At 65.1% G+C, this 14,643-nt stretch carries 13 protein-coding genes and 1 pseudogene; 4 read left to right on the plus strand and 10 right to left on the minus strand.

Translation table 11 applies throughout. The features are described 5' to 3' along the window. Nucleotides 1-2: 2 nt before the first annotated feature. The gene (locus AC0MRV_RS08495) at nt 3-449 is read right to left on the minus strand and encodes a hypothetical protein (RefSeq protein WP_472764028.1); all 447 of its coding nucleotides are present in this window, start codon (nt 447-449) and stop codon (nt 3-5) included. 140 nt (nt 450-589) lie between these two features. Here AC0MRV_RS08495 and AC0MRV_RS08500 point away from each other — a divergent pair, with 140 nt between their 5' ends. Together AC0MRV_RS08500 and AC0MRV_RS08505 are read left to right on the plus strand one after the other, a co-directional pair. After that, entirely contained in the window at nt 590-1,552 is a 963-nt protein-coding gene (locus tag AC0MRV_RS08500) for a helix-turn-helix transcriptional regulator (protein ID WP_472764029.1), read from the plus strand. A 36-nt stretch (nt 1,553-1,588) separates the two neighbouring features. Then, the gene (locus AC0MRV_RS08505; RefSeq protein ID WP_472764030.1) at nt 1,589-1,975 is read left to right on the plus strand and encodes a hypothetical protein; all 387 of its coding nucleotides are present in this window, start codon (nt 1,589-1,591) and stop codon (nt 1,973-1,975) included. A gap of 678 nt (nt 1,976-2,653) precedes the next feature. Here AC0MRV_RS08505 and AC0MRV_RS08510 read toward each other — a convergent pair. The 4 genes and pseudogenes from AC0MRV_RS08510 to AC0MRV_RS08525 all read right to left on the minus strand — a co-directional run. Further along, nucleotides 2,654-3,493, minus strand: a pseudogene (locus AC0MRV_RS08510) (NAD-dependent epimerase/dehydratase family protein); the annotation flags it as partial. A 72-nt stretch (nt 3,494-3,565) separates the two neighbouring features. After that, the gene (locus AC0MRV_RS08515) at nt 3,566-4,513 is read right to left on the minus strand and encodes an aldo/keto reductase (RefSeq protein WP_472764031.1); all 948 of its coding nucleotides are present in this window, start codon (nt 4,511-4,513) and stop codon (nt 3,566-3,568) included. A 117-nt stretch (nt 4,514-4,630) separates the two neighbouring features. Next, entirely contained in the window at nt 4,631-4,939 is a 309-nt protein-coding gene (locus tag AC0MRV_RS08520) for a transcriptional regulator (protein WP_472764032.1), read from the minus strand. Nucleotides 4,940-4,942: 3 nt separating this feature from the next. After that, on the minus strand, nt 4,943-5,539 hold the full coding sequence (locus AC0MRV_RS08525; protein ID WP_472764033.1) for a hypothetical protein: 597 nt from the start codon (nt 5,537-5,539) through the stop codon (nt 4,943-4,945). A gap of 220 nt (nt 5,540-5,759) precedes the next feature. Here AC0MRV_RS08525 and AC0MRV_RS08530 point away from each other — a divergent pair, with 220 nt between their 5' ends. Continuing rightward, nucleotides 5,760-6,335, plus strand: a complete 576-nt coding sequence (locus tag AC0MRV_RS08530) for a hypothetical protein (protein WP_472764034.1) — start codon at nt 5,760-5,762, stop codon at nt 6,333-6,335. Between the two features lie 7 nt (nt 6,336-6,342). On the opposite strand, the gene AC0MRV_RS08535 is transcribed toward AC0MRV_RS08530, so the two are convergent. From AC0MRV_RS08535 to AC0MRV_RS08550, 4 genes are all read right to left on the minus strand, one after another. Next, nucleotides 6,343-7,479, minus strand: coding sequence for a M20 family metallopeptidase (locus AC0MRV_RS08535; protein ID WP_472764035.1), 1,137 nt, complete (start codon nt 7,477-7,479; stop codon nt 6,343-6,345). Further along, on the minus strand, nt 7,472-8,842 hold the full coding sequence (locus AC0MRV_RS08540) for a preATP grasp domain-containing protein (protein WP_472764036.1): 1,371 nt from the start codon (nt 8,840-8,842) through the stop codon (nt 7,472-7,474). Before AC0MRV_RS08540 ends, AC0MRV_RS08535 begins: the two co-directional genes overlap by 8 nt. Nucleotides 8,843-8,922: 80 nt before the next feature. Beyond that, complete coding sequence (locus tag AC0MRV_RS08545; protein WP_472764037.1) at nt 8,923-9,417, minus strand: hypothetical protein; 495 nt, start codon at nt 9,415-9,417, stop codon at nt 8,923-8,925. Nucleotides 9,418-9,430: 13 nt separating this feature from the next. Further along, a complete protein-coding gene (locus tag AC0MRV_RS08550; RefSeq protein ID WP_472764038.1) occupies nt 9,431-9,928 on the minus strand; it encodes a hypothetical protein in 498 nt (165 codons plus the stop codon). Between the two features lie 376 nt (nt 9,929-10,304). On the opposite strand from AC0MRV_RS08550, the gene AC0MRV_RS08555 reads away from it, so the two are divergent. Beyond that, nucleotides 10,305-13,175 (plus strand): TonB-dependent siderophore receptor, encoded by a 2,871-nt coding sequence (locus tag AC0MRV_RS08555; protein ID WP_472764039.1) that lies wholly within the window; start codon nt 10,305-10,307, stop codon nt 13,173-13,175. Between the two features lie 184 nt (nt 13,176-13,359). Here AC0MRV_RS08555 and AC0MRV_RS08560 read toward each other — a convergent pair whose 3' ends face one another. After that, nucleotides 13,360-14,559 carry a glycoside hydrolase family 2 TIM barrel-domain containing protein gene (locus AC0MRV_RS08560; protein ID WP_472764040.1) on the minus strand — a complete coding sequence of 400 codons (1,200 nt, stop codon included), beginning with the start codon at nt 14,557-14,559 and terminating at the stop codon, nt 13,360-13,362. Nucleotides 14,560-14,643 lie beyond the last annotated feature (84 nt).

Consider the following 14,643-nt stretch of genomic DNA (forward strand, 5'->3'; position numbering starts at 1 on the left):
GCTCAGCCGACGCGGTCGGCGGGCGCCCGGTCCAGATGCGCGCCGGGGTGTCCGAGCCAGGCCAAGGCGTCGTCGATGTCGCGGAAGACCTCGATGCGGTTCGTCGCGTCGGGGCCGAAGACGTTATACATGCGGCCCAGGCCGAAGGAGAGATCGTTGTCGGTGACGATGGCGGTGCGACCGCGGCGCTGGAAGCGGGCGGCGAGGCTGGCGAGTTTCTTGAGCCCCACGGTCGTGAGGTCGATGCGGGTGAGCCCGCGCAGATCCGCCAGTTCGCTGCAGGTCGGATCGTAGTCCGCCGCGCCGTAATAACGGCGGTAGTGGGAGAGCATGGCCTGATCGGTCATGTGGCCGAGCCAGGTGGCCACCTGGATGCCCGTCTTGGCGTCCTGCCGGTAGGTGATGGAGGCGGGGTTCTGCGGGGCGGTGGATCCGGATGAGGGTGGCATGAGGCTGAGGTTCAGATCGGACTCGCAGGCGGGAGGTTGAGACAAAAGCGCTCGGATCGGATTGCCAAGAACGGAGACGAAATTGATGGCGGAGCTGCGGCAGGGTTGCGCCGGACGGGGGGAATCGGCGTGCTGGGCGCATGAATCGGATCGACCGCCTGTTTGCCATCACCCTCTTGCTGCAATCACGGCGGGTGGTGACGGGGGCGGAGATTGCGGAGCATTTCGAGGTGAGCTTGCGCACGGTGTATCGGGACCTGGGGGCGCTGAGCGAAGCCGGCATCCCGGTGGTGGCCGAGGCGGGGGTGGGCTACTCGCTGCCGCGGGGGTATTTCCTGCCGCCGGTGGCCTTTACGCGGGACGAGGCGCAGGCGCTGGCGCTGGGCGCCGTGTTATTGGCGAAGTTCGGTGGGCGCGGGTCCGGGGAGGCGGCGGAAGGCGCGTTGTTGAAGATACGCTCCATTCTCTCCGCCGATGGGCGGGAGGGGATCGCGCGTTTGTCGCGATCGGCGACGGTTTTTGGGGCGGGGGCGGCGGTGCCGGGAGCGCATCATCTCGTGCTCTGTGCGCGGGCGGTGAGCGAGCAACGGGTGTTGCGGATCGACTACGAGACGGCGCAGGAAGTGCGCACGCAGCGGGATATCGAGCCGCTGGGCGTGGTGTTGTTCGACTTCAATTGGTATCTGGTCGCGTGGTGCCGGTTGCGGCGAGCGATGCGGAGCTTCCGGCTCGATCGGGTGCAGGCGCTGGAGTTGCAGGTGGAGCGCGTGCCCTTGCGGCCTCATTTCGACTTGGAGAAGCATCTGCGGGCGGCCTTCGACGAAGAGATGACCATGCGGGTGAGGCTCTGGTTTGCGAAGGGATATGCGGCCAACCGGGCGCTGAAGGAACTGGGAACCTGTGTGCAGGAGAAACGAAAGGTCGAGGGGGGCTGGGAGGTCTCGGCGCTGGTGTGGAGCGAGCCCTGGATCGCGCGCTGGTTGTTGCCCTTTGGCGAGCAGGCGCGGGTGCTGGAGCCGCCGGCGTTGATGGAGGCGGTGCGGCAGGAAATCGCGCGGCTGGCGCGGCATCACGGGGCGGTGGTGGCGACCGGAGCGTGCTGACATAGGGATGTCACTTGCGCCTGCTAGGTTGGGCGCATGCACCTTCCCGCCTTCGCCCTTTCCGTCGATCTGCCCGTTCCGGAGGTCTTTGATCTGCTCGCCAACGAGGCCAACTTGCCGGCGTGGTTGGATGCCGACCGGGCCGGGTTTCGTGCGGGCAGCGAGGTGACGATGCGCCTCGAAGCAGACTCGCGTTCCGGGGTGGTGGACGTGTGGATGCTCGATGCCGCAACGGGCGATTGGGAGGTGTGGTCGGTGCGCCTGCTGGCGGCGACGGTGACCCGTTGCGTGGTGCTGCTCACGCGGGTGACGGCGATGCAATTTGAGGGCGTGGAGTCCGCCGGTGAGCTCGCGCGAGCCGAAGCGCGTTTGGATCGCTTTCTGAGCGTCGCCGGTCAGCCGCTCGGGTGCGGTTGGATGTAAGCTTGGCCCGGGACGGGGCGTTTAATCTCGGGTCGCCCGCTACGTGTTTTTGCGGTCGGTCGTTTTACGCATATTCTTCTTTTGTCGGCCCTAAACCAACCGTGTCGTATAGGTATAAATGGGCCCATTATCAGCCGAATTATCCCGCGTTTTATTGATTGTCGTGTTACCCATATTGGTCGCGATGGCGTTGATGTTGTGGTGGATCAAACGCCAGCACGATCCGACGATTCTGGATCGTAAACGCGAGCGGGAGAGGCGGTTGCAAAAAGAGAAGCAGGCGGGGAATCGCAAACGATAGCATGGTGCCGGATCGGGCCGAGGGCGGAGGTAGGCCCGGATTTGAGGCGAGGGTTCGGCGGTGTGTAAGGTAATTGCTAAAATATCGCCGGAGGCTTGCTATACGCTTTGGGGCAAACCTTGTTGTTCGCATGTCGGGACCCCTTGCCGAGATTCTCCGACTGGCCACTTACATTCTTCTCCCCACGGTCCTTGTGATGACTCTATTGGTGTGGGCGGTGAAGCGGCAGCATGATCCTACAATTTTGGATCGGAAGCGAGAACGGGAAGCCCGCGCGCGGCGCAAAGCGCGTCGAAATCACGAATCCTGACCGTGGCTCATTCGCCCTCGGCGGGTTCGCGCGGCGCGCCGGCGCTGGCGCCTCGACTCCACGTGGTTCAGAACCAGTGTTCCTGCTTCCAGCCGAGCAGGTCCTTGAGGCGCTGGTTGGAGATGAAGGCCTCGTGGGCGGTGTAGTCGCGACGAAGGTCGGTCACGCCCGGCAGGAACCGCCGGATGAGTTCGGCGGACGGGATGGGCGATGAAGTGTTGTCGGAGGCGATGATGATGGGTTGGCTGCCGAGCCCATCCTTCTCGATGCCGAGGCGACAGGCTTGGCCCAGATCGCGGGAATCGATGTAGGACCAAAGAATGCGGAGGCGGTCTTCGGGGTGGTCGGCGGCGCGGGCCTTGATCGCGGCGTAGTCCTCGGGACAGACGACGTTGCCGATTCGGAAAGACAGGATCTGGGTGCCGTCGCGGCGGTGAAACATGTCAGCCGTGGCCTCGTTGACGACCTTGGTGAGGCCGTAGGTGTCTTCCGGATACTGCGGGTGGGCCTCGTCCATCGGCAGGTAGTCGGGCGCGAAGAATTCGTTGGCGAAGCAGATGCCGTAGGACGACTCGGAGGAGGCGATGACGGCCTTCTTGATGCCGAGCAGTCCGCAGGCCTCGAGGACGTTGTAGGTGGTGTTGGTGTTGATGCGCCAGACCTCGGCGTTGGCGTGCATCTGCGGGCGCGGGATGGCGGCCATGTGGACGACGCCGTCGTAGGGCGTGCGGTCGCCAGTGCTGTGCGGGCCGAGGGCGTCGATGGTCTGGCCCAGGTCGGTGAGATCGGCGGTGAGGTGGTGGCAATCCAACTCGGGTGCGGGTGGGCGGGTGTCGACGTTGGTGACTTTGTAGCCCTGTTCGAGGAAGTGTTTGAGAATCCAGTGGCCGGCTTTGCCGGCACCGCCGGTGACGAGAACGCGTTACATGAGAGGAGTGAAGGTGGGGAGTGAAAGGGAAAGAGGAGCGGGGCGGCGGGGTCAGGTGCCGGCTTCGATGTAGGCAATCTCGTCGGCCGTGAGTGTGAAGTCGAGTGCCGGGGCCGTGCCCTCCACTTGGGCGGCGGAACGGGCGCCGACGATGGCGGCGGTGACGGCGGGCAGACGGCGGGTCCAAGCGATGGCCACGACACCAGCCGAGACCCCGTGCTTTGCGCCGATGGTGCGCAGGCGTTCGGCGATGGCGAGGTGGGTGGTGAGTTTCGGCTCCTGGAAATTGGGGTTGTTGCGGCGCCAGTCGTCGGCGGGGAGTTGCGCGATGCGTTCGCGGGTCATGGCGCCGGTGAAGAGGCCGGAGCCCATGGGCGAGTAGTTGATCACGCCGATGCCGTGGGCTTCGCAATGGGGCAACACCTCCGCCTCGATGCCGCGGTTGAGCAGCGAGTAGGGCGGCTGGAGGGACGTGATCGGCGCGATGGCGGCGGCGGCGGTGAGTTCCTCGACGTTGAAGTTGGAAACGCCGATGTGGCGCACCTTGCCCTCGGCCTGGAGCTTGGCCATGGCGGCCCAGCCTTCGAGGGTGGGGCCGAGCTCATCGTCGGGCCAGTGCATCTGGTAGAGGTCGATGACGTCGGTCCTGAGGCGGCGCAGGCTGGCCTCGACCTCGGCGCGGATGGAAGCCTCGGTGTAGCGGTAGTCGATCTCGCCGGCTTCGTTCCAGACCATCGAGCATTTGGTGAAGACCAAGGGACGCTCGCCCGACCACTCCGCCAGCGCGCGGGCGACCACCTCCTCGGAGTGGCCGAGGCCGTAGATCGCCGCTGTATCGATCCAGTTGATACCGAGTTCGAGGGCCCGCAGAATGGCGGCGACCGAGTCGCCGTCGTTTTGGGTGGACCAGCCGAATTTCCAAGGGCCGCCGGCGGCCCAGGCGCCGAAGCCGATGGGGGTGAGGTGCAGGTCGGATTGGCCGAGTTGTCGCAGTTTCATGGAACGTCCAGCCAATACGGCCGACGGCGCGGGGGCAAAGGGTCGGTGGGCGCGGCGGGCTGACCGTTCAGCGGAATCGAGCTTCGATCAGGACGTCGAGCCGGAGTCCGTCGCGCTTCAACCGGGCAGGGTCGAGAGGATGGCGCCCAGGGTCTGCTTGTAGGCGCGCAAGGTCGGGCCGGCGGTGGAGGCGAGACGATAGCTGGTGCGGGCGCGGGCGCCGTCGAGTTGGCGGTCGAGCTCCACGAGGCCGGCCGTTTCGAGCTTGGTCATTTGCACAGAAAGGTTGCCGCGGCTGAGTCCGGTGGCGCGCAGAATGAACATAAAATCCGCTTCTTCGACCATGGCCAGAAGGGCGAGCACGCGCAGGCGCGCGGGCTCGTGGATGAAGCCGTCGATGTCGGGCAGGGAGGGAACGGACGCCATGGGTCAGGACGATGAAGGTTCGGCAAAGGCGCGGCTGTCGCGGCGGAAGCGGTTGAACTGCACCGCGCCGCTGATCAGGACACCCAAGCCGCCGGCGATAAGCGAGACATCCGGATCCCGGCCCGCGAGGACGACGGCAACGGCGCACAAGAGGAGCAGCGGCGCATACAGCAGAAAGCGGCGCGCGCCGGTGAGTGCACTGGCGAGGGCGAGGCCGACCGCGATAATGAGCGCGGGAAGTCCGGCTGCCCATGGGTGGCCACCCGCAGCGGCAGGGGCGGCCTGGCCGGTTTTGAAGATCACCAAGCCGAGCAAGGCGAGCACCCCGCAGCCGAGCGCCAGCGTGAGCGCGAGGCTGGTGGTGTTGCGCTGCTGCCGAGCCTGACTGAAGCGAACGAAGCCGGCGTGCGGCTCCACCCAAGTGCGTCGGAGTGGCGCCCAGAGGGTGATCCAAATCGGCACGTGGAGAACCGCCAAGGCGCCAAAACCCACCCAGGCGAGGCCGGCCGTGAGCACGGCACAACCGATCAAGAGGTCCAACAGGCCATCGTCCCAATACGAGGCGAAGAGACCCGATTCGAGGGAACTTTGTGAGGTCATGGTTTATGTCATGAACCTAAAGGTTTATGATGTAAACTAAGTTCATGCCGTAAACCGTGAGTCAGTTTGTAATCGGAACGGGGCGACGGCCTTGGCCGTGAGAGACCGTTGGGTGGAAACGGAGGGGATCGGCATTTGAGACCGGTTTGACCGGGTCCCAAAATTGGTCCACCCGGGGATTCAAGCTGGCGATGATGCCCGCGTGCGGTGGGATGGGTCCATGAAACGCGTCCTCGTTTGCAGTGGTCTGGTGATGGCTTGGCTGGTGGGCATGGTTGCGGCGGCGGAGACGCCGCCGGCGGAAAATCAGCTCCGGGAGGATCACCTGCCGACGCCCTTCAGCGCGGAGCAGATTCGGGGGGCGTCGCCGGAGGGTTACACCACGCGGCATCTGATCGAGACGTCGGGCCGGCCGCCGGTGCAGAGCGTGAACGCGTTCCACGGTGGCGATGAAACGATGGCGCGGTTTCGTTACTACACGGCCACGGCGGAGGGCGAGCTGATGGGGGAAGTGCAAACGGGCGAGGCGCCGTGGGCGGAGTTGCAAGCGCATGCCTCGTTTCCGACGGAGCGCACGACTGTGGAAACGGCGGCGGTGGAGGTCGCTGCCGGTGCGTTCGATTGCTGGCGCTACACGGTCCGTGGCGCGGTGCCGGTCGAAGGCGGTGAACCGCGAACGGTGGTGTCGCAGTTTTGGTTCGCGAAGGAGTTGCCCGGGCCGCCGGTCAAGATGGTGCAGACCATCGACGGGGAGGTCGCGATGACGATGGAGTTGCTGTCAGCCAAAGTGGAGTGAGCCCAACTCACGGCTCGGCCGGCAGGGTGACGCCGAAGCGTTCGGCGAGGTAGGTTTCGCAGATGCGATAGTAGCTCAGCATCGATTCGATATCGATCCATTCGTCGGGCGCGTGGAGGTTGCCGACGGTGGGGCGGGAGAGTAGGACCGGGATGCCGTGCGGGTGAAAAAAGCGGGCGTCGCTGCCGCCGGATTCACGCACGAGTTGGGTCGGTTCGCCGGTGATGGCGGTGGTGATTTCTGCGAAGCGGGGGTCGGGCGAGAGGTGGGTGGGTTCGGCGCCGACGACGAGGGTCACGGTGAGATCGGGTCCGAGCGTTTCGCGCACGGTCGCGAGCATCGAGGCGGAGGTGTGGGGGGGCGGGAAACGCACGTCGAGGGTGGCGTGGGCTTCGGCGGGGAGGCGGTTGATGGTGTGGTTCTCGGTGCCGATGGTCGTGACCGCGCAGGTGGGGAACCAGTGGTGTTGGTCGGTGCGCCAGGTGGCGAAGTGAGTCTCGAGGCGATGGAGGGCGGTGATGAGGCGAGCGAGCGGATTGTCCCCCAGCCAAGGGCGGGCGGCGTGGGCGCTGCGGCCGGTGGTTTGCACGCGCAGGTGGAGGATGCCTTTTTCCTCAATGGTGAGTCGGTTGAGCGCGCCGCCGTCGGGGACGATGGCGAGTCCGCAGCGCAGGCCACGCGTTTGCACGAGGTGGCCGACGCCGTGTTCGCCGCCGGTCTCCTCGTCGGTGGTGACGGCGAGGCCGAGGCTCACGCCGGGATGGGCGCGATGAAAGCGCCGGAAGAGCACCATGAGGATGGCGAGGGCGCCCTTCATGTCGCCGGCGCCCGGACCGATGATGCGGCCGTCCCGCAGGGTGGTGCGGTAGACGGCGGGGTCGGCGTGCGCGACGACGTCGAGGTGGGCCACGAGGAGGACGTCGGGGTGGGGGTGCGCGGTGGGCAGCGCGAGGAGCGAGGCAACACCGTCGTCTTCGATGTCGTGCAAGGTGACACTGGGAAAACCTTCGACGTGGTTGCGCACAAACTCGTAGCACTGGCGGCGCGCCGCGGCGTCCTGCTCGGTGCTGGGAATGAGCACGAGGTCGCGGGTGAGGGCGACGAGTCGATCGCGCAGGCGGGTATGGGCGTTGGGTTCAGTCACGGTCGAAAGCGTCGGCGACCGGCAGGTGTTGGTGCACGGCGTCGAGGAGTCGGCTGGCGGTGGCGAGATCCGGCGCGAGGCAGAGGAACTGGCCTTTGGCGATGCCACCGGTGGGCGCGGGGTTGAAGTTGATCGGCAGGAGACCGCGTTCCTGGCCGGGTTGAAAAAGCAGGCCGTGGCGGCGAAGGGTGTCGAGGATGGTGGCCGGGGGAGGCGCGGGGTCGAAGCGGACGTTGCGCATGAGCCAGGCGCCGGTCGGGTTGAAGTGGCGCGCGAGCAGAGCGGGGTAGGTGGCGCCGGTGACGCGGGCGTTGACCTCGCAGACCCGGATGGTGCGTTCGCCGGCGGCGTTTTCGGTGACGTGAAAATCGATGCTGGCGGTGCCACGATAACCCCGGTCGTGCAACCAGCGGGCGACGAGGGAAGTCTGGCGGAAGAGTTCACCGCGGGCGGCTTCATCGGCGACGAGCCACGGGGGCGGGGCGGCGTTGCCTTGGTGAACGCTTTCGTGGCTGAGGATCTGATCGGTCAGGTCGAAGACGTGCACCGCGTCGGGGTGCAGCATGAGCTGCGCGCTGGGCGAGCGGGTGCAGACGATCGTGTCGTCGGCGTTGGCGTCGAGCCAACCTTGCAGCAGGCAGGGGCCGTTGGCGAAGGCGTAGGCAGGCGGGTGGGGCTGGGGGGCGTCGGTGGCAAATTGCCAGAGGCCGATGCCGGAGGCGCCGATGGGGGATTTGAGCGCGGCGCGGGCGAAGCCGGCGGCGGCGAGATGGCGCAGGGCGGCGGGCAGCGCGGCGCGGTCCTCGACGAGGTGGGTGGTGAAGACCGGCAGGCCAAGCGCGACGAGGTGTTCGTGGAGCAGGCGCTTGTGGTTGCCCTCGTAACTGCTGCGCGGGTGGTTGAGCGTCGCATGACCCGAGCGTCGCGCGAAGGCGGCGAGGGCCGCGTCGGTCACGAAACCGTCCAACCATGCCTGCGGCACGTGGCCCAGGTGTTCGAGCACCCGGGAGATGGCGTCATTTTCCTGATCGCGGGACGCGGCCAGCAGATCGTCGTGCGACAGGACGTGAATGTGGGGCAGGGCGAGGCCGAGTTCCTCGGCGAAATAGCGCAACAGGAGGGGTTGGGGGGCGTTTTCGAGGATGACGGTGTTGGGGGTGTCGCCGCGATAGAGCAGGCCCATGATGGGGAGGAGGCGCCCGCCATAGGTTTCGAGGCGACCCACCGTCTCGCGCAGCGCGGCGGTTTGGGCTTCGTTGCCAAAAAAGAGACTGAGGAGATTGGCGACAAAAATGCCGGGCCGATCCCACGTGGGGGGCAGGGTGCCGGGGGCGAGGATGACTGGGGTAGGAGGTCGCGTCATGCCGCGGGCGAGTTGCGCACAGCCTGCCCGCAGGTGGCGGCGGGCACAATGTTAACCTCGTCCGCCGCCCGCCGGGAAACTCAGTTGCGGAACTCCGAGCGGTCCTCGACCTGGCGTTCGATGTCGATCACGCGCGGACCGCGGAACGTGAGCGTGATCGTCTCAAAACGCTGGATACGCTGTTGGTTGATCACCGGTTCTTCAATCATGCGCATGATGCCGGTGAAGGGATCGACGTAGGGCACTTCAGTCATCTCCGCCACCACGGTTTTGTAGGCGGGCGCGTGGATGACCTCGTAGACCCAGGTTTCGCGCATGCCGTTGGCGTTGGTGGCGGGATCGCTCTCCTTGGGTTCGCCGAGCCAGTCCAAGACCTGCGGTTTGTGCATGCCGAGGCGCAGGAGCTGGGCGCGGAACACCCGCGCTTCGGTGTCGAAGCCCACGTCCTTCCGCGCCGCGGACGCGGGTTGGGCCGATGCTTCGCCGTTTGCACCGCCGGTGGCGCACCCGCCCAACCCGAGGAGGCACCAAGGCAGGAGGCAGGCAATCAATCGGCGGAGGCGGCGGTGGGTCATGTTGAACAGGGGTTTAGATTTCGCGCGTCTGCTGCAGGTCGTAGTCGAGGTCCACGATCTGGTTGTTGGCATCGAAGGTGAGCTCAAAGTATTCCTTGCGGGTAATGCGCTCCATCTGCTGGCGCGGATCGAGGATGGTGCGCGTGATGCCCGTGATCGGATCGGTGTAGGCGACCTCCTCCAATTCGACGGCGACCTCCCGGTAGACCGGCGGCAGCCAATTCACATAGATCCACGTTTCGGCGGGGCCGGTTGCAGTCGTGGAGGTTTTGACCTCGCTGGGCTGCCCGACGAGTTCGATGACGGTGGCCTTGGCCATGCCGACCCGGAGTTGTTTCATCGACTCGCGCGGAAAGGCATTGGCGGCCGCTTCCGACGTTTCAGCCTTCGCCGGCGATGAGGCGGCGGTCGAGGCCGAGGTCGGCGCGACCGTTTCGCAGCCCGCCGAGAGCAGCGCGAAAGCGGAAAGGGCAATAAAGGGCAGGATGTGCCGGGTCGTGTGGGTGGGCATAGGTGGGCTGAAAGTCAGACGAGAGACGGTGGGGTGCAAACGACTTTGAGAGTTAACGGTTCACAGCAGGAATCGAGTGGTTTCCGGGGAAGAACGGCGTGGATTGGCCCCGCGGGAATTAACCCCAAGCAGGATGCCAGCCCTTCTTTGGTCCACGGCGGAAATTTACGCCAAAAAATGGGCGGCCGGCGACGGGAGTTTTGCGCCGTTTTTCCGCGAGCGGACTCGCTGGCGAAGCCTAGATAGGCCCGCTCGGCTACATTATGTGCATAAAATTGCATTGACGATGCACAAGTAATGCACATTTATGCAATGAAATCGTCGCCTCGTCCCCGTTTCTACCCCTGAGCGACGCCCCTCAAACCCTACACGAGCCATGACCTACCCTTCCCTCTGCCGTCGCGTCTTTGCATTGACCGGCGCCATCCTCGCACCCGGGCTCCTAGCCCAGGTTGCCCCGTCGACGGACGATCCGGTCGACGAAGACGTCGTCGAGCTGTCCCCCTTCACGGTCGATACCACCGCTGACAAGGGCTACCGCGCGACCAACTCCATCTCTGGTTCGCGTCTCAACACTGCGATCAAGGACATCCCCATGCCGATCGAGGTGATCACCGAGGAATTCCTGCAGGATGTCGGTGCTGACGACCTGCGCGAATCCCTCAAATACAGCGCTGGCGTGATCCTGAACTCCCAAAACGACGCGGGACAGGGCAACACCTTCGTGAATGCTGGCGGGGTCCATAACTCCGAAGGCGCCACGGCTGCCAAGACCCAGACGACGGTGAAGTTGCGGGGCTTCATCACCGACTCTGTCCTGCGCGATGGTTTCCGCCGCCAGCATGCGACAGATTCGGCCAATATCGGTCGTATCGAAGTAATCCGCGGTCCGGCTGCCCTGCTCTACGGCATCGGCAACTTCGGCGGCATCGTGAACTACCTGCCCAAGCGCCCGCTCGAGGAAGATCGCACCGAGCTCACCTTCGGTCTCGGCACGGACGGTTATGTGCGCGGCGCCTTCGATGTGAACCAGACCTTTGACGATATGCCGGAGTTGGGCCTGCGCCTGAGTGCCTCGGCCCAGCAGGCGGGTGATCACACCGAGCTGTTCGAAGCTGAACACTTTTTCGTCGCTCCGGTGGCGGTCTACCAGCCTTTCGATGGCACGACCATCACCTTCGACGCCGAATACGGCGAGGATGAGCGCAGTGGCACCGGTTTTCAGAGTGTGCGCGCCCGGGCCGATGTGCCGGCCGACCAGCAGGACCGCCTTGAGCGCGCCGGCTTCCTGGAGTTTCCGGGCAAGGACCGTCGCACCTTTCGTTGGTCGGGCCCTGACACCGGGCTCGACACCAAGTCCTATAACATGCTGCTGAAGCTCGAGCAGAAGATCACTGACAATTTGTATCTGTTGGCCGGATACAACCAGTCCATGGCCCGCTTTGCCGGTCTCGATGTCGGCGGAGCGTTGCAGGTGGGCGTCGGTCCGGCTTCCCAGCGAGGTTCGGTCACCGTCGCCCCGCTCACCCCCGAGGATGCCGCTTTTTCGGCAGGCAATCTTGATGATGTGACTTTCCAATACAATTGGACCGATTTCTACGAGAAGACCAACCGCGAGCAGGTGCGCGCCGAATTGAATTACAAGTTCGAGACCTTTGGTGACCGCAAGTGGCTCGGCATGGAACACAACTTCCTCATCGGTCGCTCCGAGGAATACTCCGACAAGAAGGTTCGCACCGATCGCACGTTGCCGGGAACCAACAACTACAAGAACCCGGCCGACACCTCTTACATTCGTTTCGGCACGCAGGGTGACGGCTCGGTTGACGCGCCGATGGCTCGCATCGCCAACGAGCGCAACGAAGCCTGGAACCAAGGCACCTACGCGGTCTACCAAGGCACCTGGCTCGACGATCGGGTCACGATTGTGGCCGGCCGTCGGCGAGATCGAAATGACAACCACGTTGTGCGGATCGACGCGCTCAACCCGGCAGCCTCCTCCGACGTCGATCGCGATCCGCAGACCAAGGACACCGGGCAATACGGCGTGAGCATCAAGCTCACGGACGAGCTGTCGGTCTTCGCCCTTTCGGCCGAGGGTCTCGTCCCTAACTTCGAGGGATTGCGTGACGGTTACGGTCGTCCGATCGACGCCACCGTGGCGAAGAGCAACGAGTTCGGCGTGAAGGTCGACCTCTTCAACGGCAAGCTGTCCGGGACGATCTCCAGCTTCAAAATCGAGCGCACCGGCACGCCTTACTTCTACTGGTGGGCCCCGGCGCCGGCCAAGCAGCAGTTCGATCCCAGCAAGCCCATCACCTACCTCGTGCAGGGCGCCAACCCGGAACCCGGCAACGCCGACTGGTCTGCCGCGCAGCAAAACGCCATCGTCGAGTGGCAGGCGGCCAAGGACGCCGGTGCCGCCTACCAACAGGATGGCAAATGGTATCTTAACGCTTCCACCGCCGCCGGTGCCGCCTACATGGACAAGGTCTACGCCAATGTCGCGGCAGGCCAGGGCTGGCCGGGCTGGTTCTTCGACATCTCCGATCCCAACGTAAACATCGCGACCATGGACCGCGCTTCTCCAGACCGCGGCACCTATCAGGCCTACACCAGCGGTGACGACGAGTCCAAGGGGTGGGATGCTCAGATTCTGTGGACGCCGAACGACCGCATGCAGTTGTTCATGACCTACTCCCGCCTCGAGCGCCGCACGGTCAATGTGGGCAAGTTCCCGACCTACCCCTACCCGGAGGACCGTTGGGCCAACTGGTTCTTCCCCGATGGCAGCTGGGGCCTGAGTGGTTTCCCGCTCAACGAAGCCTACGGCGATCCGACTGATACCTCCACCTGGACTGGCGCCGGTTATCTTGGCAAGGGTTCGGATGACGACACGCCGAAGCACGCCGCGTCGTTCTGGGGCACTTACAACTTCGCTGAAGACGGCGCGTTGGGTGGCCTGGTGCTCGGTCTCGGTGGCCAGTGGGAATCGGAGCGCGAGTTCATCAGCGCCCGCACCGATGGTTCGGGTCAGTTGCAGGTTGACGCCAATGGCAATCCGATCGCGCTCTACACGGAACCGCGCTTCAGTCTCGACGCGATGGCTCGCTACCACTTCCGCCTGCAGGAGCATGACGCCCACCTGCAGCTGAACGTGAGCAACGTTTTGGACGACACCGATCAATACGGTCTTGGTTTTGCGCCCGGCATGTCGGCCCGCCTCGAGTTTGGTATTGTGTTCTAAGCGGCCGCCTCGCGACCGCGGTCAGCACCACTTGAACCCCGCCCGCCTCGGTCCGCCGAGGCGGGCGTTTTTGTTGCAGGGCAGATCGTCGGCCCCGTTGACGCTAACCATTTTGGCGCTGGCGGACGCAGGGCGCGGGCCGAGGCTGGAAGCCTGGGCCATGGTAACGTTCCATGTCGCCGACCTATTCGACGTAGAATGGCACGTTGTGCGTTGAGCCGCCGCCGTGGCCGTCGGTGACGGTCAGGAACACGCGGTAGGCGCCGGAGTGGCTCGGCGCTTTGATGATCGCGCGGGCGCCGTGGTCCTCGACCACGCATCCTTCAATCAGCGGTGGCTTCTCCTCGCGGTCGCCGCCGAACTTACGGTCGTGCGTCTCCGCGAGGACTTTCCAGGCAAAGGTCAGTTCGGCGTCTTCCGGGGCAGCGACGTCGGCCACGATTGCGTGTAACGAACCGGCGGATACACGCTCACCGGCGAGATCCGACTGCAGGGTGTGGATCACCGGGCTGGGGCGAGCGGGTGCCTGACCGGTCCAGGCGCGCACCATGGCGTCGACCGACGGGGTCTTCTCGCCGCTCTCCAAAAACATGCTGAACCACGTCGCGGTGGTTTCCTGCTTCTGGCCCCAGAGGAAACAAAAGGTGCCCAGGCAAAGTCCGCGCGGCGCCCCCATCATGGCGGTGTGCGCGTCGAAGTAGGTGGCGGCCTTGGCGGCGGGGGAGGGCTCGATCGGCGCTTCCCAGGTGGTGGCTTCGATTTCCCAATGACCCACCGGACCAAATTCGGTGACGATGTAGGGGCCGTCCCAGCCTTGTTGGGTCAGGGCCTCATCCAGTTTCTCGGCGCCGCCGTAAATGTTGATGCCGAGCAGATCCAGCGAAGTGTAGTGCTCCTGCATCGAGCGCACCTTGTCGTTGTAGGTGCCGGCGAGCACGGTGCAGACCGGGTGGTTCGGATCTTCCTCCTTGATGATGCGAGCCAGGACGTCGAGCTCGCGCCAGATGCGCGGGTCACTGCCGTCCTCCTCCATCTCGTTGCCCAAACCCCACATCAGCACGGCGGGATGGTCCTTGTAGCGGCGGACGGTCTCCCGCACCCGTTCGCGTTGGGCGAGCAACATGGCTTTGTCGCCGTAGTCGTGACCATGACGCGGGTGGTTGATCCAGATGCCGACCAGCACGCACAGGCCCTGGCGGGCGGCGCGGTCGAGCAGGGGCTCGCCGGATGCATCGGCACCCAGTTGCTCAACGCCCCACGTGCGCAGGGTATTGCCCCCGGCCGCCCGCAGGAGCTCCAGGTGGCGGTAGCCGCCGGCGCCGCGGATGGTGTAGGGCTCGCCATTGCGCAGCAGCTGCCACTCGCCGGCGGCGTCGCGCTCCAAGGTGACTCGGGAAGCTTCGGCGCCAAGGGGTAGAGGCAGGGAAGCAAGGCTAAGGGCGCAACCTAGTCCCAAACGGTTCATGCA

The organism is Actomonas spartinae (assembly GCF_051209155.1).
Classification (GTDB): domain Bacteria; phylum Verrucomicrobiota; class Verrucomicrobiia; order Opitutales; family Opitutaceae; genus Actomonas.

What these genes read in the sequence shown, in the direction of transcription:
- AC0MRV_RS08525 (WP_472764033.1), bottom strand. Translation starts at nt 5,539, where the DNA reads ATGACCTCACAAAGTTCCCTCGAATCGGGTCTCTTCGCCTCGTATTGG.
- AC0MRV_RS08540 (WP_472764036.1), bottom strand. Translation starts at nt 8,842, where the DNA reads ATGACGCGACCTCCTACCCCAGTCATCCTCGCCCCCGGCACCCTGCCC.
- AC0MRV_RS08530 (WP_472764034.1), top strand. Translation starts at nt 5,760, where the DNA reads ATGAAACGCGTCCTCGTTTGCAGTGGTCTGGTGATGGCTTGGCTGGTG.
- AC0MRV_RS08545 (WP_472764037.1), bottom strand. Translation starts at nt 9,417, where the DNA reads ATGACCCACCGCCGCCTCCGCCGATTGATTGCCTGCCTCCTGCCTTGG.
- AC0MRV_RS08505 (WP_472764030.1), top strand. Translation starts at nt 1,589, where the DNA reads ATGCACCTTCCCGCCTTCGCCCTTTCCGTCGATCTGCCCGTTCCGGAG.
- AC0MRV_RS08555 (WP_472764039.1), top strand. Translation starts at nt 10,305, where the DNA reads ATGACCTACCCTTCCCTCTGCCGTCGCGTCTTTGCATTGACCGGCGCC.
- AC0MRV_RS08515 (WP_472764031.1), bottom strand. Translation starts at nt 4,513, where the DNA reads ATGAAACTGCGACAACTCGGCCAATCCGACCTGCACCTCACCCCCATC.
- AC0MRV_RS08550 (WP_472764038.1), bottom strand. Translation starts at nt 9,928, where the DNA reads ATGCCCACCCACACGACCCGGCACATCCTGCCCTTTATTGCCCTTTCC.
- AC0MRV_RS08520 (WP_472764032.1), bottom strand. Translation starts at nt 4,939, where the DNA reads ATGGCGTCCGTTCCCTCCCTGCCCGACATCGACGGCTTCATCCACGAG.
- AC0MRV_RS08495 (WP_472764028.1), bottom strand. Translation starts at nt 449, where the DNA reads ATGCCACCCTCATCCGGATCCACCGCCCCGCAGAACCCCGCCTCCATC.
- AC0MRV_RS08500 (WP_472764029.1), top strand. Translation starts at nt 590, where the DNA reads ATGAATCGGATCGACCGCCTGTTTGCCATCACCCTCTTGCTGCAATCA.